The organism is Paenibacillus polymyxa (genome assembly GCF_001719045.1).
GTDB classification, from domain to species: Bacteria; Bacillota; Bacilli; order Paenibacillales; family Paenibacillaceae; genus Paenibacillus; species Paenibacillus polymyxa_B.
In genome coordinates this window covers 3,580,622-3,598,531 of sequence record NZ_CP015423.1, presented here as the reverse complement: position 1 = coordinate 3,598,531, position 17,910 = coordinate 3,580,622, and the positions used below count along the sequence as shown (strand labels likewise).

The 17,910-nt window shown below is 46.7% G+C and carries 18 protein-coding genes; 7 read left to right on the top strand and 11 right to left on the bottom strand.

Annotated features, from left to right (window positions below; genetic code table 11):
• Positions 1–87 precede the first annotated feature (87 nt).
• From AOU00_RS16055 to AOU00_RS16045, 3 genes are all read left to right on the top strand, one after another.
• Positions 88–438: a nuclear transport factor 2 family protein gene (locus AOU00_RS16055; RefSeq protein ID WP_069291065.1), complete on the top strand. Its 351-nt coding sequence runs from the start codon at positions 88–90 to the stop codon at positions 436–438.
• A gap of 33 nt (positions 439–471) precedes the next feature.
• Positions 472–759 (top strand): DUF1330 domain-containing protein, encoded by a 288-nt coding sequence (locus tag AOU00_RS16050; protein WP_061831291.1) that lies wholly within the window; start codon positions 472–474, stop codon positions 757–759.
• A gap of 84 nt (positions 760–843) precedes the next feature.
• Complete coding sequence (locus AOU00_RS16045; RefSeq protein WP_061831290.1) at positions 844–1,638, top strand: SDR family oxidoreductase; 795 nt, start codon at positions 844–846, stop codon at positions 1,636–1,638.
• Positions 1,639–1,749: 111 nt separating this feature from the next.
• On the opposite strand, the gene AOU00_RS16040 is transcribed toward AOU00_RS16045, so the two are convergent.
• The 7 genes from AOU00_RS16040 to AOU00_RS16015 all read right to left on the bottom strand — a co-directional run bounded on the left by AOU00_RS16040 (position 1,750) and on the right by AOU00_RS16015 (position 7,388).
• Complete coding sequence (locus AOU00_RS16040) at positions 1,750–3,168, bottom strand: aldehyde dehydrogenase family protein (protein ID WP_069291064.1); 1,419 nt, start codon at positions 3,166–3,168, stop codon at positions 1,750–1,752.
• 41 nt (positions 3,169–3,209) lie between these two features.
• On the bottom strand, positions 3,210–3,638 hold the full coding sequence (locus tag AOU00_RS16035; protein ID WP_061831288.1) for a universal stress protein: 429 nt from the start codon (positions 3,636–3,638) through the stop codon (positions 3,210–3,212).
• A 27-nt stretch (positions 3,639–3,665) separates the two neighbouring features.
• Positions 3,666–4,877 (bottom strand): MFS transporter, encoded by a 1,212-nt coding sequence (locus AOU00_RS16030; protein ID WP_061831287.1) that lies wholly within the window; start codon positions 4,875–4,877, stop codon positions 3,666–3,668.
• Between the two features lie 40 nt (positions 4,878–4,917).
• The gene (locus AOU00_RS16025; protein ID WP_061831286.1) at positions 4,918–5,373 is read right to left on the bottom strand and encodes a MerR family transcriptional regulator; all 456 of its coding nucleotides are present in this window, start codon (positions 5,371–5,373) and stop codon (positions 4,918–4,920) included.
• Between the two features lie 350 nt (positions 5,374–5,723).
• Positions 5,724–5,825 (bottom strand): hypothetical protein, encoded by a 102-nt coding sequence (locus AOU00_RS26785; RefSeq protein ID WP_014599460.1) that lies wholly within the window; start codon positions 5,823–5,825, stop codon positions 5,724–5,726.
• Between the two features lie 112 nt (positions 5,826–5,937).
• Positions 5,938–6,522: a TetR/AcrR family transcriptional regulator gene (locus AOU00_RS16020; RefSeq protein ID WP_069291063.1), complete on the bottom strand. Its 585-nt coding sequence runs from the start codon at positions 6,520–6,522 to the stop codon at positions 5,938–5,940.
• A gap of 254 nt (positions 6,523–6,776) precedes the next feature.
• Positions 6,777–7,388: a pyridoxamine 5'-phosphate oxidase family protein gene (locus AOU00_RS16015; protein ID WP_061831284.1), complete on the bottom strand. Its 612-nt coding sequence runs from the start codon at positions 7,386–7,388 to the stop codon at positions 6,777–6,779.
• A 115-nt stretch (positions 7,389–7,503) separates the two neighbouring features.
• On the opposite strand from AOU00_RS16015, the gene AOU00_RS16010 reads away from it, so the two are divergent.
• A complete protein-coding gene (locus AOU00_RS16010; protein WP_069291062.1) occupies positions 7,504–9,042 on the top strand; it encodes a MocR-like pyridoxine biosynthesis transcription factor PdxR in 1,539 nt (512 codons plus the stop codon).
• 122 nt (positions 9,043–9,164) lie between these two features.
• Positions 9,165–9,593, top strand: coding sequence for a DUF1259 domain-containing protein (locus AOU00_RS16005; protein ID WP_061831282.1), 429 nt, complete (start codon positions 9,165–9,167; stop codon positions 9,591–9,593).
• Between the two features lie 141 nt (positions 9,594–9,734).
• Here AOU00_RS16005 and AOU00_RS16000 read toward each other — a convergent pair whose 3' ends face one another.
• On the bottom strand, positions 9,735–10,373 hold the full coding sequence (locus AOU00_RS16000; protein ID WP_069291061.1) for a pentapeptide repeat-containing protein: 639 nt from the start codon (positions 10,371–10,373) through the stop codon (positions 9,735–9,737).
• 151 nt (positions 10,374–10,524) lie between these two features.
• Here AOU00_RS16000 and AOU00_RS15995 point away from each other — a divergent pair, with 151 nt between their 5' ends.
• Positions 10,525–13,824, top strand: a complete 3,300-nt coding sequence (locus AOU00_RS15995; RefSeq protein WP_061831280.1) for a DUF5695 domain-containing protein — start codon at positions 10,525–10,527, stop codon at positions 13,822–13,824.
• Positions 13,825–14,093: 269 nt separating this feature from the next.
• Here the strand turns inward: AOU00_RS15995 and AOU00_RS15990 are convergent, their stop codons facing one another.
• Positions 14,094–15,140 (bottom strand): hypothetical protein, encoded by a 1,047-nt coding sequence (locus AOU00_RS15990; RefSeq protein ID WP_061831279.1) that lies wholly within the window; start codon positions 15,138–15,140, stop codon positions 14,094–14,096.
• Positions 15,141–15,313: 173 nt separating this feature from the next.
• On the opposite strand from AOU00_RS15990, the gene AOU00_RS15985 reads away from it, so the two are divergent.
• Positions 15,314–15,712, top strand: a complete 399-nt coding sequence (locus AOU00_RS15985) for a hypothetical protein (RefSeq protein WP_061831278.1) — start codon at positions 15,314–15,316, stop codon at positions 15,710–15,712.
• A 471-nt stretch (positions 15,713–16,183) separates the two neighbouring features.
• Here the strand turns inward: AOU00_RS15985 and AOU00_RS15980 are convergent, their stop codons facing one another.
• Together AOU00_RS15980 and AOU00_RS15975 are read right to left on the bottom strand one after the other, a co-directional pair.
• A complete protein-coding gene (locus tag AOU00_RS15980; RefSeq protein ID WP_061831277.1) occupies positions 16,184–17,011 on the bottom strand; it encodes a carbohydrate ABC transporter permease in 828 nt (275 codons plus the stop codon).
• Positions 17,008–17,892, bottom strand: coding sequence for a carbohydrate ABC transporter permease (locus AOU00_RS15975; protein ID WP_061831276.1), 885 nt, complete (start codon positions 17,890–17,892; stop codon positions 17,008–17,010). The genes AOU00_RS15980 and AOU00_RS15975 overlap by 4 nt, the downstream gene beginning before the upstream one ends.
• Positions 17,893–17,910 lie beyond the last annotated feature (18 nt).

Here is a 17,910-nt window from a genome sequence, read left to right as displayed (position 1 = left end):
ATGACACCATGTAGTCATATTATTACTGCTATGATGAGTTTGAAGTTATCGCTCACAACATACTCACCATAGGAGGTTGAAGGATCAATGAATCCACATAGAACCCTGCCACCGGCAGTAGAAACTTATTTTACATCAGCGAACAAATCCCAGCTTGAAGTACTTACTTCCGCTTTCGATAAAGATGCGTTGATCTTGGATAATCATCGCGAAATCAAAGGTATGGAAGCCATAAAATCATGGTGTGAAGCAGAAATATTGAGGCCGAATGTCACTTTTGAGATCGTGGATATGGATGACAGTAACAATACCATCGTCGTAATTGCGAAAGTAGACGGAGACTTTGATAAATCAAATCTTCCCGATCCACTCCTACTTAAACATCAATTTCTAGTAAACAACAATAAAATTAAAGAACTGATTATTACACTTCCATAAAGGAATTAAAAAAATAAGAAAGGGACAACGAATATGCCCGCTTATGTTGTTTTTATACGTGAACAGAGTACCGATCAAACTGAACTCCAACTCTATTCTGAGTTGGCACCGGCAGGTTTGGCGGGACATTCCGTCAACCCCCTAGCAATGTATGGCGCATACCAAGTCCTCGAAGGACCCGCTATTGAAGGGCTGGCCATCTTGGAATTCCCCACTTTTGAGGAAGCACAAGCTTGGTACTTTAGTCCAGCCTATCAAAAAGCCCTAAAGCATCGACTGCGCGGAGGGCGGTACCGGGGTGTCATTGTCGATAGTATGTAAGGTTCGCAAGACAAGTGAACTCGGAGTGGAGATACCTAGAGGTATTTCTCAACCACATTGTAAAATTTAGGAGGAATTATTCGCATGAGTTTTCAATTAGAAAGCATTTTAAGTGAGTTTAAAGGCAAAAGGGCCTTGGTCACAGGCGGTACCAAAGGAATGGGAGAGGCTATTGCTAAGAGACTTACAGCTGCAGGTGCTACCGTAATAACTACGGCTCGAACTACTCCAGCTAATTTAGAAAATCCAGACCTGTTTATTCCAGCCGATATTAGTACGCCTGAAGGTGTAGATAAAGTAGTACACAGTGTTCTTGAGCGCCTAGGCGGTGTAGATATTCTTGTCAACAATGTTGGAGGCTCGTCAGCCCCATCTGGGGGAGCTCTTATCTTGACAGACGAGCATTGGCAGCAAACTTTTAACGCCAATCTGTTTGCTGCCGTCCGTTTAGACCGTGGACTGCTGCCGGCTATGGTGGAAAAGGGTTCCGGTGTTATTATTCATATTTCATCTATTCAACGTCGCTTGCCGCTATATGATGCAACATTGGCTTATGCTGCAGCCAAAGCAGCTTTAACTACTTACAGCAAAGGGTTATCCAAGCAGTTTTCGCCTCAAGGCATTCGTATTAATACAGTTGCGCCAGGCTTTATCGAAACGAAGGCAGCACAAAGTTTGATTGATCGGATTGCTGAAACGACAGGTGACCGAGAAAGTGCATTAAAGCAACTGATGGACTCGTTGGGAGGAATTCCAATTGGTCGTCCAGGACTACCAGAAGAAGTCGCTGAGCTTGTTGCTTTTCTGGTATCCGACCGGGCCGCTTCAATTACAGGAAGTGAATATAATATTGACGGTGGAACAGTTCCAACGGTCTAACACTTTATTTTCATCTGACAATCGCGCAAAAGGTGAAAAAAAAGCCCATCTAATGAGCAGACATACGCAAAACGTATATCTATGTCCATCAGATAGGCTTTTATATAACTACTACCGTTTAATAACGACCAGCTTTGTTTCCAGCATTTCTTCCATGGCATACTTTACGCCTTCTCGTCCAGTGCCGCTTTGCTTCACACCACCATACGGCATATGGTCAACACGGAAGCTTGGAATGTCATTGATCATCACGCCGCCCACCTCAAGCTTGTCCGCTGCATCCAGCGCAGTCGTGATATCACGCGTGTAAATTCCCGCCTGCAGGCCATAAATCGAATTATTCACATGGTTTACGGCTTCATCTATAGAGCTAACAGAATGAATCAGCACAAGCGGGGCAAACACTTCACGACAGGACACCTTGGAAGTCGGGTCCACATTAAGCAAAACCGTCGGCTCCAAAATACCTCCCTTGGCTTGGCCACCCAGAGCGATCCTCGCACCTGCTTGAACCGCTTCTTCCAGCCACTCACGGACACGTTCGACATCCTTGGCTGAAATAAGCGCGGATACATCCGTGTCCGGCTCTAGCGGATCTCCAATTTTTAAACGTTGAGTCGCTTCTATAAATCGGGATACAAAGGTATCATACAGTTCATCAACAACGTAAATACGCTGAACCGATATGCACACCTGTCCCTGATTGGCAAAAGCTCCACTCACACAGCGGTCGATGACCGCGTCCACATCCGTATCACGGTCGATAATAACGGCCGCGTTGGAACCCAGCTCCAGCGTGACCCGCTTCAAGCCGGCCTTGGAGCGAATTTCTGTACCGACCGCCGGGCTACCGGTAAAGGTGATATAGCTGACGCGTGGATCAGTGACAAGTACGTCGCCAATGGTTTTACCATCGCCGCTGATCACGTTAAGAGCGCCCGCAGGCAATCCAGCCTGCTCCAGCAGCTCCGCAATCAAGTAAGCCGACAACGGCGTCTGCTCCGCAGGCTTTAATACGACCGTATTGCCTGCTGCCAGCGCGGGACCCACTTTATGGGCGACCAGATTCATCGGGAAGTTAAATGGTGTAATAGCTCCGACTACCCCTACTGGTTCTTTGAGCGTGTAGGCCATACGACCCTCGCCGCCCGGTGCGGCATCCAGCGGAATGGTTTCCCCGTGAATCCGTTTGGCTTCTTCAGCTGCGAACTTGTAGGTTTGCACCGTCCGGTCAACCTCCACCAGCGCAGCCTTCCATGGTTTTGAGGCTTCACGTGCAATGATGCGCGCTGCATCCTCACGCCGCTCTTCCAGCAGGTCAGCCAGCTTCTCCAAAATGGCTGACCGCTGGTGCGCTGGCATGGCCCGCATCTCCGAGCGTGCATCAGAGGCCGCTTGAATAGCAGCCTTGGCATCCTCTGACGTGGCCTCTGCCACCTCAGCAATGATTTCCCCGGAATACGGTGATTTCAACGTCGTGTACGATGAAGCAGCTTTCCATTCTCCACCAATAAATAAATGCTGCTGCATGCTTTTCCCTCCTTCTCTTGATATCAACGTTCTTTTACCATCTATTTTACCGTCAACACCGGACAAGGTGCATGCTGAATCACCTGATGGCTCACGCTACCCAGTATCATTTCGGAAACAAGTCCTTTGCCCCGCGTCCCCATAATGATCAAATCCGTCTTTTCCTGCTTTGCACTTTCGCAAATGACACTGGCCGGATCACCGTGACCCGCCAGCATACGGTAAGAAATACCCTCGTCCTTCAAATAGTCGGATGCAGGTTCTAAGATATGACGACCTTCCTCTTCGATCCGCTCATCCACATCAACCCCAACCGGCGGCTCATTCATGGATAAAGCCGGGTTTACATGCAATACAGTCAGATGCGGATTCCCCTGAAGCTGCTTAGACAACGTTTTGGCTGTCTCCAACGCCTTCATCGCGTGTTCCGAACCGTCAATCGCGACTAGAATATGTTTGTACTCGCTCATACTCTTTTCCTCCTCAGAAGTCCAATTTTAGTGTGCATCCACTTGAATATCCTGCATATGTCGACGACGTACGATCAGCACAGCTACACCAATCAGTACCATCAATGCTCCAAAATAAAACGGGGTTTCTGCTGAGTACCACTCTGACAGCTTCCCTGCAAGCCACGGCGAAATTGCCCCGCCCAAAAACCGCATGAAGCTGTAGGCCGCAGATGCTGTCGAGCGCTCCACTGGAGCAGCCTGCATAACAGCAGTTGTAATCAATGTATTGTTAATTCCCAGAAAAATACCAGCTACAATGACGGCGACAATGACAGTCGTTGGCGAACCAGCTATCGTCCCAATCGCCATAACACCTAAATCAATGGCAAACAGCGTCAGCATGATACTAATGGAAGATACCACGCTCAAGCGTGCTTGAATCTTCGGTGCTACAAACACCGAGGTAAAGGCCAGCATAATTCCCCAGCCAAAAAACACATAACCTAAACCATGCTCGTCCAGATTCATTACATATGGAGAATACGCCATCAACGTAAAAAATCCAAAGTTATATAACAACGCTACAATACCGAGCGTGAGCAACGCCGGATAACTGAGTGCTTTGAACGGATCGGCAATGGAACCGCGTTTTTTGGGCTTTGGAATCGAAGGCAGCATAAACGTAATGAATAAAAATCCCACTACCATCAGTCCGGCTACACCGAAAAACGGACCACGCCAGGAAATGGAACCTAACTCACCGCCCAGCAACGGACCCACTGAAATCCCAAGGCCCAATGCCGCTTCATACAAAATAATTGCTTTAGCTGTTCCAGAAGTGGACAGACCTACAATCGCAGACAACGCTGTTGCGATAAACAAAGCGTTCCCCAAACCCCAGCCTGCCCGGTAGCCCACAATTCCGCCAACTGTATTGGCTGTGCCGCCCAGTCCGGCAAACACAATAATAAACAAAATCCCGGTTAGTAGTGTCCATTTGACACCCAATCGACTAGATACAACGCCCGTAATCAGCATCGCAACGCCTGTTACCAGATTGTAGCTGGTGAACAGCAATGACACTTGGCTTTTCGTAGCATGAAGCTGATCAGCAATGGCCGGAAGAATCGGATCGACCAATCCCAGACCCATAAATGAAATAACACAAGCAAAGGCGACCGCCCATACCGCTTTCGGTTGAGACAGCAAGCCTGAGCGTTCTTTTAACTCTTCAGGTAATGCATGTTGTGAACTCATATTATGATGTTACCTCCACATCTGAATGTAAATGTTCTTGTTATGACGGGTCGTGATTAAGTTCCTCATCCAGAAGAACCTTGCGTTCACGCACCCTAACCCGTAACTCCTCCAGCTCAGTCTGGAGCATACGGATGCTGTTGATTTTCCCCTCCATTAATTCCAACTGTTCGTTCAGTGTACCTTCCATATCCTCCAACATGGCCCGTCGCTCGTTCGGTTGCAAATGCTCTGTTCGCTCGCGATATTCCTCCCGCTGACCCTTAAGCATTTCCGCTGCGGACATGTAACGCTGAAGCTCTTGCAAGGAGAATCCAAGTACTTCCTTGGCACTCACTATTTTTTTTAGTAAATCCACATCCTCCTGCGTATACAGGCGCATATTCCCTTCACTGCGCTGCGGAGAGGGCAATAAGCCGATTTCCTCATAATAACGAATGGTTCGCTTCGTCAGACCACTTTGCTTGGCGACCTCATCAATTTTGTACGTAACCATGACACCCACCTTATGAAAAAGATTATATATAAATACTACGCCTCTATAACGTTAACGTCAACGTAAACTTTTATATAAAAAAGAAACCGCCTCTATTGGAGACGGTTCCTAGTTTGGCTTGCACGGTCATAGACCCGAGCATCGGTGCTCAAGCCCATGAATATCGCTTTAGATGAAAATGGTACGTGTGATGATAACCAGCAAAATGAAGAGTACCAGAATAACACCAGTGGAAGTAAACATGTTGTAGCCACCACCACCGCAACCTCTTTCTACTTCGCCCATCTTAAGTTCCTCCTCCCTCTGTCGATTACAACAAATCGCCCGAAATCAGATTCATGAGCTACGAATTAGATGACGAATGCTTTGGAAATAATAACGAGCAGAATGAAAAGTACCAGAATCGCTCCTGTAGATGTAAAAGCTCCATAACCAGCGCCTACTCCAGACATGGTGATTCCTCCCTTCATGGTTTACAAGAGCATCTTATGCTTATGCCATCATTCATGATAGGGACAAATGCCGCGCCTTCCGCCTAAATCTAGGTTGAGATTGTATAGTCTGTTATTCTTCGGACCCGAGCATTCCGTGATACAGGAGATTTCGTGCTTGCTTGGCAAGCACAGACGGACTTTCACGTCCAGGTAGCAATTTAGTTAACGTCAGACGTTCAATCAAGCCGATCACGCATTCTGCTGTCAGTTCAGGGTCCAGTTCCTCACGGCAGGAGCCCCATCGTTGCGCCGCCAGCAGATGCTTTTTAATATGCTCGGCCATTTCCGCCTTAATGCGCACCGAGTCTGCCGCCTGGTAAAATCCGATACGAGTGATCGCCGGATTGTTAGACAACACGCGAAAAATAGCTTCCAGAAACACTTGTCCCCGTCTCAAAATTTCAGCCTCGCTTAGGTCTGGGCCAATCTTCATGCTTTGTACCGTATCATTCACCAAAGTACGAAAGCTCTCCACAAGCTCCTCATACATTTGTTCCTTGCTTTCAAAATGAATATAAAAATCCGGCTGCGTCAATCCTGCACGTGCCGCGATCGAACTTACCTTAGTCTGATAAAACCCCGTCTGAGCGAACTCTTCAGCCCCCGCTTCCAGTAACAACCTTCGACTTTCCCGACTTCTGACTCCTGCTCTCATCACGGTCTTGCCCCCTTACGCCACAAATCTATCGTATTATAAAGTTCCTTTGCAGTAAGAACAATGGGCTTGAGGATGATATATACCTGTCCTTCAAAAGTCCTAATACAGAAGGACTGAAAGTTTTGGAAAATCAAGGGCATCTGCCTACAAGGTATAATTAACCAATTGGATGGTGAGCGAGCAGGAATTATTACGCTGAATTCAAATATTTATAATTGAGGATTTTGCAAAATCCTGACTTTCGATATATATCAGTGATGAGGACAATATTTGCGCATCATCTCAATCGTTGTCAGATCATCATCCAGCCCCCGTTGTTGCAAGCCGTCGATAATTTGCTGACGTTCCTGATCTTTGACATTTTGACCGAATTTAAACTTGGCAGTCCATTCCTCTGGTACAATTTTGATCAGAGCGACCCCTTTCAAGCGTGAAGCATACCGAGAATCGCTGGCATCAATCGTGTCATACCCGCCTTCCGGTTGCAGCTTACTCATAAAAATGGAAAAGGCCGATGCTTTTTCTTCCAAATCCACTACATGCTCCGCATGACCACGCACGGTAATACTTTTAAAAAATGATGTCGCAGGACATGCCATATGTTCATCCGTAAAATAAGACGGAATGAGCGCATATTCTTTGGCTGCTGAAAAAGTAACCCGATTATCCTCTTTCATCCGTTCCATCTTTTCTCCAGCACGGCTGCCATGAATATAAAAAACGCCGTTTCCATAAGCGAAATTCAAGGGAACCACACGCGGAAAACCATCCTCGCTGTTCATGCCTAAAAATCCGAAACTGACCTCGCTCAGAAACTGCTCTATTTCCTCTTGTTCTGCCACCGTAAATTCTTTTCTTCTCACAGGGAACTCTCCTTCCATCTATTGACCAATGATACATTTCAGATTATGTTGAAAATGGATTCATAAAAAGATCCAATATGAACGAAAATGAGTGGTCCAATCGAAGGAGAAGAGTATGGATATTACGATTGCTTATCAGCGTGCGCTTCAAAAGTATCATTTAAAATATTTGGCATTGTATCATGCTCTTCGTGAGGGAATCCTCAATGGTTCCCTTGCCAGTGGTACGCGTCTGCCTTCCACTCGTGATCTAGCTGTGATGTATGGAATTTCGCGAGGTAGCGTTAAAGAAGCATACGATATGCTGTTGGCAGAAGGATATGTAGACTCGGCAGTAGGCAGAGGAACCTTTGTTATGCAACAGACAGCGACGCTGCCCGACAAATTTCTAATCAACCAGCAGAACCAAAATTCACCTGTCGCAAAACAAAAAGCCCCTGCTCTATCAGCATGGGGACAACGAATCATGCAGATCGAAAGGGAACGAAACTTACAGGCGCCTCCTGCTTCTGCTACAGATAGAGACAGTGCGCAACCGCCTTTGATTTCTTTCCAGGCAGGAGAAGTTGTATTGGAGGGCAATTCACAGATCGCATGGAAAAGCGCAATGACTGCCGCTGGAAAAGATCTGCAAAGGCCCTCGGCTGATACGACGACTGCACCAGTGAACGGTGATGAATGGCTGCGCGAAGCGATTTGCCATCATGTTGGCAGAACACGCGGAATAACGGCTACCCCGGATCAAGTCGTATTATGCAGTGGTTCCATGGAAGTGATCACGTTATTAAGTCAGTTGCTTATTCATGAACAAGATCGAATTGTATTGGAGAATCCCTGTTATTCCGGCATCTATCGTGCAGTTACTGCCTCAGGCGGACAGATACATGCTGCTGAAATGGATCAACAAGGAATTGTCCCACAGGATTGGGATTCCAAATTGTTGTTTGTTACGCCGGGACGTCAGTTTCCAACGGGTGCTGTGTTGCCATTAGCACGCCGTCAACATATTTTGCAATGGTCAGTATCCAAAGGTGCGTGGATCATTGAGGACGATTATGACAGTGAATTCCGCTGGGCAGGACGACCCATTGAGCCGTTAAAAGCACTGGATCGCGCGGAATGTGTGATCTATGTCGGTTCCTTTTCCAAAAGCATGTTCAGCAGCCTTCGACTCGGATTTGCGATTCTGCCCGTTGAATTGGCCCAAGCGCTGACAGCTGCCAAACGACTATATGATCCCCTGCCGCCTGCCCGCTTGGAACAGCGCGCACTAGCACGTTTTATGATGCGCGGCGACTATGTACGCCATGTGCGTCGGATGACTCGAATATACAGATCACGCTACGACGTGTTTCAGCGTGAAATACAGCAGTTAAGTGAACTGTTTCACTGGCATCAGAACGATTGCGGACTACATGCCTATGCCATCTGGAAGCATGAGTCTGCCCAGTATCATCATTTGATGCAGACAGCACAATTTTACGGAGTCACATGGCGTGATGCCGCCGATTACCAACTGACACCGGGACCTCCATCAGCCTGCTTTATCTTTGCCCATTTAACGGAGCAACAAATTATTGAAGGGTTTAATCGTCTGCGCCAGGCATGGGACAGTATCAAACATGAGTATCACGGAGCAAAGCTGAGGCTTTAAAAGGGTGCTCCATTCGCACTTTGTATATAGCAAATTAGACTAATGATAAAGAAGACTTACCCTTCCCATTCCCTTACTTTTTCATATGATGCTAGTAATTCAAAAGAATTGGAGTGAGAGAAATGGCAATTAGTCCGCTTTGTAGACAGTTTGCAGCTATATTAAAAGCAACACCTCAAATCATTAACGGAGTTTGTACTGCATCTACAGTCAGAAATAACATCAAGCCGATCATTTTAGGGAAAAAGACCAGATCCTTTCTTGCAATACCCCAAGCTTTTTCTTTCGAAAGTATTGGACGTAACGGAAAAGGATTATGTCTTGGTGAAACCGTGATTTTGACCGCAGAAATTAATCCATTTATTTCTCGACTTCGTAAACATGGTGTCAAAGTAACGGCACTGCACAATCACTGGCTATTCGATAACCCCAATCTCTGGTACATCCACTTCGAAAAAGTAGAAAAGCCGCTTGTTTTCGCCACTGAAGTGCGTGACGCGCTTAATGTCTTGACAACGAAGCCTGTACGGCCAGTTATTAAAAAAAAATAAGCTATCAATAAATGCAAGAGATCCGCTTAGGCGGATCTTTTTTTGTTATGGGCGGAACATAGACCCCTTACGGATAAGCAAACATCATATTAAACATCTACGCCAGGCATGGGAGCGTAATAAAAATCAGTGAGGAATCCCTTATTTAATCACTAGCCCCAAAAGGCCCACAAATGATGAAGCCTGATGCGGTGAAATGATGCAGCCATTCAAATCTTCTATATCCACCTGTAACCCATCAAATTCGCAATCGCTCAGATCAATCCCGTTGAGCTTGGACCCGGATAGCATCGCTTGATCCAGATTGCAACGGTTAAAAAAGGTTTTTTGTAGTGTTAAATGATACAGATCGGCACTTATCAAAGAACAATCTTCAAAACCAACTTGCTTAAAATTAGCAAAACGGAACATTGAATAATCCCCTAAGCAATCCGAAAAACGAACGTTTTGGAGCCTGCTTCTGGAAAAGTCTGTTCCAAGCAGTTTGCAGTTCCTGAACTCTACCCGATGGATAAAGGAACCGGAAAAATGAACATTAGACAGATCGCATTTATCAAAAATGACGTCTGTCCATTCACTTTCCGGCAATGACGATTCCATGATCGTTACATTTTTAAAAGCCATCTTCTCTAATGAAACCTTAACCGCTTCCACATTATCCAAAATCATATCCTCTACAGACCCCATACGATATTCACCTTTGGATCGTAAGGAATACATTTCTTCATTTAATATGGGCAAGTCGACAGGAATCTTCGGCAACTCCATTTTAATTTTCATAATACCTCTACCTCCACGATTGAGCGCCCTCTAGGACATTTATATGAATCTATTTTCTATCAATTCTCATACATAGGGTAGCAAAAGTATTTCTCACACATATATTAACGTAGTGAGCACGCTCACGAACCTTTGTTAGGAGGTTGATAGCATGGCAGTACAACTATCTAATCAAGTGTTCTCCATCTCTGTCGGAGATTACGGCGATCTCTCTTCCTTACAGCTGGTAGGGGACACTTTTAATACCAACTATGTCATGAATAGCTCCAACGCACCTAAACAGAATACGTCGGATCATCAGTGGCTGGGTGAACTCATGTTCACCTATCGTCTCGGCAACGGAGCGTGGACTCGGGCATGGACAAGTAATTCTGCTGATGCGCGCCAGATCACCTCTTCTGGAAACAGTGTCCAGGTAGCCTATCAGAATTCATCAAACAATCAGGGAATACGTAATTTCATTTTACATGAAACTTATTCGTTGGTTAACGATTATTTGCATTGGCAAATGAAAGTAACAAACACCTCTAATCAAACGCTGGAGATCGGAGATTGGGGACTGCCGCTTCCGTTTAACGAGTACTGGTCCGGTGGCAATAATGAACAAATTTATGAAACCAGAGTACTCTCACACTCCTTTGTAGGCCATAATAGCTCCTTTATTACCGCTGGACGACCTAGCGGCATCGGACCGTATGTACTGCTAATCCCTGATGCCTCAACGGGTGCTGGTCTCGAATATCAGGACCATTGGAGAACTGAGGAGCATCCCGGCAGCACTTGGGCTATGGAGCAAGGCGGCTGGTCCGAAGGACTGAATGTGTTCTATATCCACTCCTATGTCATCAAGAGCACCAACCGTGGTTATCTCGGAAGCACCAGTCTGTCGCTGGCTCCTGGTGAAAGCAAAACGTATGCCTTTAAATTTTATAAAGTAGCGGACGAGCAGGCTGTAAAGGACAGGCTGTACAGTGAGGGACATGTGGATGTGACCGTGGTTCCGGGTATGATTTTCCCGACCAATCTCAAGGCCAAATTCGATCTGCATACCAGCAAATCCATTACCTCTGTCACAGCGCAATATCCGTCCGAAACGACCATCAGCTATCTGGAAACAGCCCCTACAAACCATAAAATATATGAACTTACACTGGGACGACTGGGACATAACAATATTACTGTAAACTATGGTAACGGCGAAAAAACCGTTCTCCAGTTCTATGCCATCGAGCCAGTCGAAGCTGCACTTCAGCGTCACTCTACCTTCATGGTCAACAGCACCCAATGGAACGTGCCGGGCGACCTGAGGGACAAGGTCTTTGATGACTGGATGATGCAATACAAGGCCAAACGAAACAGCTTTGCTGGCTACTGGGGCTGGGGTGATGATTGGGGACTAACTCACGGCCAGTTTCTGGCGGAGAAAAACGTTCAGAAGCCCGTAGCATCTGAAATCAAGGCAGTCGATGATTATTTGGAGGTGGCCATCTGGACGAATTTGATGGAAAGCCATCATACCGATTATCTGGTTCCTGATTTCCTGATGCCGCAGCCTAATACGACACCAACGTACCGGGGCTATGCCTATCCGCACATTTATAATACATTTTTTAGCATGTATAAACTTGCCAAGCTGTATCCCAACCTGATCAGCTATCGCAATAGCAAAAACACATATTTGCTACGTGCTTATCGTATTTTTAAAGCGTTGTATGAAGGCCCTGTTGCTTATAATTGGAACACGGGACTCATGGGTGAGCTAACTACACCTGATATGATTAAAGCGCTTCAGGAAGAAGGCTTGACCACCGAGGCTAACGACCTGATTGCCAAAATGGCTACCAAGTATAACAATTTCAAAAACACCACCTATCCTTATGGCTCTGAGTATAACTATGACAATACAGATGAAGAAGCCGTATATACACTCGCCAAAATGAACAACAACACGACCATGATGAGCAAAATCAACGCCAAAACGCGTGCTGCACGCGGTCAGATGCCTGTCTGGTACTATTACGCCGATCCGGTCACCATCACCGGAGAGAATTGGTGGAACTTCCAGTACACCACTTCACTGGCCGGCTATGCGATGGATGACTGGACACGTCGGCATTCGTCCAAGCCCGAAGTGGATCAGCGTCTGTCCTATGCCGCCAAGCTGGCGAACATCGGGGCGATTAACTCGGGACAGATCAGCTCTGATCCTGTCAATATCGGGGCGGTATCGTGGACATATCAGGCGGGCAAGGGCAATTATGGCGCACTCGGTCTGGACGGCGGCCCCCTCTTTAACGGATGGCGCGGGATGTCCGGGGAAGCCGACCTGGGGCTATTTGGAGCCATTAAAATCCTAAGCTCGGATGTTGCTGTAGATCCAATATTCGGCTTGTTCGGCTATGGCTGTGACGTTACAGAAAGCAGTAACAGCTACACGATCACTCCAAAGGATGGTGTATTCCAGCGACTGCATCTGATCACCCAAAAGCTGAGTTTGGAGCTGAATCGGGACCAATATAGCTTGGCCATCGTGTCTAAGTCCAAGAACAGCATCCGCCTGACGCTGAAAAACACGACCCCAGGCACGACTCACACCACCGTTATGAGCTTGACCGGACTTGCGGCAGGTACGTATGACGTGCTCGTAGACGGCACAAAAAACGGATCAGTCACGGCTGCTAACAGCTCTACGACCACGGTCAGACTGAATATCGGTACGGCAGCCAACTATGATATCCGTATCCAGTCGAGTACAGACAACCCGTCTCCCGCCGGAGACATTGTAGCCCGTTATGAATTTGACGAAACGGCCGGATCTACCGCAGCCGATTCGTCAGGTTATGGACAGCAGGCCAGTGTAAATGGAGGGGCGTGGGGCGCCGGACGGAAAGGCAATGCCCTGCACTTTAACGGTACAGACGCCTATGCTAGCCTGCCCGGTGGTATCGTTAGCAGCCTAAATGACTTTACGATTGCCGCGTGGGTACGGGTGAACACGCATAACGGCTGGGCACGCCTGTTTGATTTTGGAGCAGGCACGAATCGGTATATGTTTTTGACACCCAAAGCCGAGGGAACCGGTATGCGCTTTGCTATCACCGTCTCGGGGAACGGAGAGGAACAACAGTTGAATGCGCCAGAGCTGGCAACAGGGGTTTGGAAGCATGTCGCCGTGACTTTGTCAGGCAATACTGGAATGATGTATCTGGACGGTGTAGAGGCGACGCGTAACACGAACATGACGCTCAAGCCTTCCAGCCTTGGACTGACAGACCGGAACTATATTGGGAAATCCCAGTTTGATGATCCCTACCTGAACGGTGCAGTGGATGAACTGATTATTTACAACAGAGCCCTAACCGCTCAGGAAATCCGGGGCTTGGCCTCGGCAAGCGCCACCATTACAGCCCATGATGTGGGAGCCCATTCATATGCTGAAGGAGCAGATTAGAATGTATTCATTCATGCCGTTAACGTTTTAGATTATGAATGATTTGTACCGTGAATGATTTGCGTCGTGAATCATTATCGTCGTAAATGATTGGTATCGTGAATGATTCTTCCTATATTAGCTCCACCCCCGGATTACTTAAGTTAAGTCTATAATCAGGGGAGAAATCCGGGGAGATGATGCTTCCGAAGCAAGCAGTCCTTCGGAAAGCTTTTAAAGCGACCGCTTTATTGGGACGATCAGCGGCAGCTTTTCCATCTGTAGGACGTTTAGCTTCGTCTAATGCGTGTCGTTCTTGGTCTTAAGCGAACCAGTTCCTCACTGGTGAGTTGCCTAGTATAGGAGCGAGGGGAAGAACCTGTATCTACCCTGAGCACCCTGCCTGCCCCGTTGGGGCGGGCTACCCGTGTGTTGAATACCTGCATGGCCCACTGCACCGGAAAGGCTATGGATAAGCGACCATCTGCCGTGCCTGCATAGTTGACCGCAGCTGCATAATTATCTGACTGTCTGAGCCATACAGAGCCAGAATCCCCAGGTAGTGATACGGGAGTCGTACCTCTAATAACCGTCTGATCTTCGAAGGTCAGCAGGCCCAACTCTCCGCCATAATTGATTTGCAGGTCCGTATAGACGGACTCTACCGTGCCATTGACCCGTCCGGTCGTACGCCCAACCTTCTTCAATCTTTCTCCTATGCGATATGCGGTAACATGACCTGGAATCGCTCCTACCGTAGCGTAACGCGGATTGAGCAGGTTGTTACGGGTCGGAAGCGAAAGCGCCGCATCAATCAGGTTTGTACCGGTGGGATTCAAGCGTACGTAACGATACAGCCTTCCCATACGATCCTGAGTAACCGTCCCCCCATCGGCTCCGCCTGGCTGTATTGTAGCCTCCCGATTGTCTGTATTGGAGGGATTGAGGACATGGTTATTGCTAAAAAGATAACGCGTCGCCGGCGCTCCAGTTGGGGCAACGATGAGTCCGGTTGAACCGGAGCCTTCAATCGTCCCGACACTGTAGCCGGCGATGACCGGGCGTATGCGCACTTTGTAGTCCGTGGCATTGGCTCTGATCTTTCCAGTTTTTACAATTCGGACTGGAACGTTCGTTTTCTTTCCTAAGGCGGTGGCCGACAGGAGTCCAGTAGAGGCCGACGCTAGACGGTCCGTATACACAATGACAGCGGCTCCCCTTTTGGGATGGGCAGGGTCCCTGTATCCTACGCCAATGCCGTGGACACCGGACATTTTTAAGACTCGCTTGGCCATCCGCTTTTTCACTTGAAGCGCGGCCGAGAAGGTAGCCAACATAATCATCTCCTTTTACATTCAGATGAAATATTGTATGGCTAGAGACGCTTCGCGTTCCATTTGATCATACGATCGCTGTATTGAAAGGCATATGAAAACATTCCATAAAATGGTATACTCATTCCCGAAATTGACATCTTATCATTTAATTCTGATGTTCAAGGAGGTACTTCATGTTTTCAATCATGTTGACTTACAGCATACAAGCAATTGTAATTTTACTAATTATCTTTGAATGGTTGAGAAAAAACAGAAAAAAAATAGGTTGGGGATCACTTTCACTGCTTTTATCTCTTCTTGGTATGGCTGTTTCTTTCGAATTTGGCAATTACATATTGGGAGACCAGTTGCTTTCCTTTTTAGGATTGTCCGCCTGGTCTAACAGTGTTGATAATACTAGGTTTCACTACACCATTTTTCTATCCAGTATTTTTTTTATTCCCAGTTTAGTCATTGGATATAAAAATCCTAAAGAGTTTGGAGCTACGATCGGAAAACGGGTTTCCAGTATATATCTAACTTTGATCATCATTTCGCTTTTATTTTTTATTATAAGTATTTTCTCGAAGTAACGTTGGATGTGCGTCGTTCCAAAACAAAAGCCTTCCTCAGCGGGGGGTTTCTGTTTTATCACATTAATTCCGAACAATCCTGGGTGGGTAATTAGATCAAGGAGATGATATTATCTATAATTCATTTACCTCCATATTTTTTGCTGCGTTAACTGCAATCTCCCTCATAACGTTGCCAAAATTAGAAGCTAGGGTGAGTAAGAGAACAATGTTGAAAGTGAGAATTTTCATAATAACAACAGTTCTGCTGATCGGAGTCGTGTTGTATATCATTGACCCTCAGTGGTGGATCATTGTAGCCTTTGCAATTTTGTTTGTAACCCTTCCCATCTTTTTATTGAAACGTTGGCGAGAAAAAAACTGAATCACAAAAAACCTTCCTTATTCATAGGAAGGTTTTCGTGTTAGCGTTGGGGATATTTATGTCATGAGGGCGATGGGAAGTACCATCTGACTGCCCGCCGTCTCCAGTTATCCCTTAACCGCTCCCTCTGCGATGCCCTCCATAATGAATTTCTGAAAGAATGCATAGATCAGGATAACCGGGATGGAGGTCAGCACAAGTGCGGCCAGAATAAGCGACCAATCCTTGTTGTACTCTCCAAACAGCATATTGGTCGAGAGAATCAGGGTGTAATGGTTCACATCCGTCAGCATTAACAATGGAAGCAAAAAGTCATTCCAAATCCACAGAAAATCCAAAATCGCGATGGTAACTGTGATTGGCAGCAGCAAAGGAAATATAATCCGAAAGAACGTTTGAAACTCATTACAGCCGTCCATTTGTGCGGATTCTTCCAGCTCACGCGGGATGGATTTGACGAATCCATGATACAAAAAGATCGCCATATTCACACCCAAGCCGATATAGATCAAGGCCAAGCCGTACGTACTGCCCTGAACGGACAAATCTTTTGCCATTCGCGTAAGCGGTATCATAATAGAGTGAAACGGTACCAGCATCGATGCGACAAACAGGAAGAAAATCGCACCGCTCAGTTTCCCCTGTGTACGAGACAGCTTGTAGCCTGCCAGTGCCGAACAGATCACAATGCCACCAATGCCGATAAAAGAAATAATCGTGGAATTAAGGGCGCTGTTCAGCAAATGAGTCTGATGAAAAGCCTGACTGTAATTTTCATAGTGAAGCTTCGTCGGCAGCGTCGTAAAGGATGCAAACATCTCACCCTGTGTTTTAAACGAGTTAATTACCGCCATGTAGATTGGGAAGAAGGACACGACAGCGCCCACGCACAGAATCAGCGTAATCAGCAAGGAATTGGCTTTCTTCAGCCTCATGCCTCCACCTCCCTCTTCTTCATGACGCGCAACTGAATCAGGGTGAAAATAAGAACGATCGCGAACAAAATAACAGATTTGGCGCTCGCATAACCATAACGGAAGTTGTTGGAGAACGCCTCCTCATAAATGTTCATCGTAATCACCTGTGTACTGCGCCCTGGCCCTCCGCCAGTCAGTCCGTATACGACCTCATACACCTTGAAGGCACCATTCAGCGTCAGGAAGAAACAGATCGTAATCGCATGAGTAATCATCGGCATCGTCACACTTCGCAATGTCTGAAATGCGTTCGCCCCGTCAATAATAGCAGCCTCCTTCAAGCTTTGTGGTACACCTTGAAGCGCAGCCAGGTAGATGATCATCATATAGCCGACACCATTCCAGAGCGACACAATAATGATAGAGAAGAAAGATACTTTCGGATCGCCCAGCCACGATTGGCCCAAAAAGGCGATAGTCGTCTTTTCGGCGATCTGTGGCAGCACGGAAGAAAAAACGAAGGTCCACATAAATGCGCTAATAATGGTACTGATCATATTGGGCATGAAAAATATCGTCCGGAAAAATCCTTTGGTACGTGTACGCGACTCAATCAACACTGCCAGAGCCAGTGCCAGTACATTTTGCAGCACAATCATCACTAATACGTATTTAAGAGTAAACCAAAGGGAATTGAGAAAATCGGGGTCTTCCTTCAACGATTCCACAAAGTTCCCCAAGCCGATAAAGCTGTAATTGGGATTCAATCCGTTCCAGTCTGTAAAGCTGTAGTACATGCCGCTGATCGTTGGAATGAGCAGGAAGATAGCATAAAAGATCAGCGCCGGGGCCGTAAACGCCAGTAGCATGACGTATTTTTTATAGATTTTAAAAGGCATGGAGTCTCTCCCTCCTGG

What these genes read in the sequence shown, in the direction of transcription:
- AOU00_RS16055 (WP_069291065.1), top strand. Translation starts at nt 88, where the DNA reads ATGAATCCACATAGAACCCTGCCACCGGCAGTAGAAACTTATTTTACA.
- AOU00_RS16050 (WP_061831291.1), top strand. Translation starts at nt 472, where the DNA reads ATGCCCGCTTATGTTGTTTTTATACGTGAACAGAGTACCGATCAAACT.
- AOU00_RS16045 (WP_061831290.1), top strand. Translation starts at nt 844, where the DNA reads ATGAGTTTTCAATTAGAAAGCATTTTAAGTGAGTTTAAAGGCAAAAGG.
- AOU00_RS16040 (WP_069291064.1), bottom strand. Translation starts at nt 3,168, where the DNA reads ATGCAGCAGCATTTATTTATTGGTGGAGAATGGAAAGCTGCTTCATCG.
- AOU00_RS16035 (WP_061831288.1), bottom strand. Translation starts at nt 3,638, where the DNA reads ATGAGCGAGTACAAACATATTCTAGTCGCGATTGACGGTTCGGAACAC.
- AOU00_RS16030 (WP_061831287.1), bottom strand. Translation starts at nt 4,877, where the DNA reads ATGAGTTCACAACATGCATTACCTGAAGAGTTAAAAGAACGCTCAGGC.
- AOU00_RS16025 (WP_061831286.1), bottom strand. Translation starts at nt 5,373, where the DNA reads ATGGTTACGTACAAAATTGATGAGGTCGCCAAGCAAAGTGGTCTGACG.
- AOU00_RS26785 (WP_014599460.1), bottom strand. Translation starts at nt 5,825, where the DNA reads ATGTCTGGAGTAGGCGCTGGTTATGGAGCTTTTACATCTACAGGAGCG.
- AOU00_RS16020 (WP_069291063.1), bottom strand. Translation starts at nt 6,522, where the DNA reads ATGAGAGCAGGAGTCAGAAGTCGGGAAAGTCGAAGGTTGTTACTGGAA.
- AOU00_RS16010 (WP_069291062.1), top strand. Translation starts at nt 7,504, where the DNA reads ATGGATATTACGATTGCTTATCAGCGTGCGCTTCAAAAGTATCATTTA.
- AOU00_RS16005 (WP_061831282.1), top strand. Translation starts at nt 9,165, where the DNA reads ATGGCAATTAGTCCGCTTTGTAGACAGTTTGCAGCTATATTAAAAGCA.
- AOU00_RS16000 (WP_069291061.1), bottom strand. Translation starts at nt 10,373, where the DNA reads ATGAAAATTAAAATGGAGTTGCCGAAGATTCCTGTCGACTTGCCCATA.
- AOU00_RS15995 (WP_061831280.1), top strand. Translation starts at nt 10,525, where the DNA reads ATGGCAGTACAACTATCTAATCAAGTGTTCTCCATCTCTGTCGGAGAT.
- AOU00_RS15990 (WP_061831279.1), bottom strand. Translation starts at nt 15,140, where the DNA reads ATGTTGGCTACCTTCTCGGCCGCGCTTCAAGTGAAAAAGCGGATGGCC.
- AOU00_RS15985 (WP_061831278.1), top strand. Translation starts at nt 15,314, where the DNA reads ATGTTTTCAATCATGTTGACTTACAGCATACAAGCAATTGTAATTTTA.
- AOU00_RS15980 (WP_061831277.1), bottom strand. Translation starts at nt 17,011, where the DNA reads ATGAGGCTGAAGAAAGCCAATTCCTTGCTGATTACGCTGATTCTGTGC.
- AOU00_RS15975 (WP_061831276.1), bottom strand. Translation starts at nt 17,892, where the DNA reads ATGCCTTTTAAAATCTATAAAAAATACGTCATGCTACTGGCGTTTACG.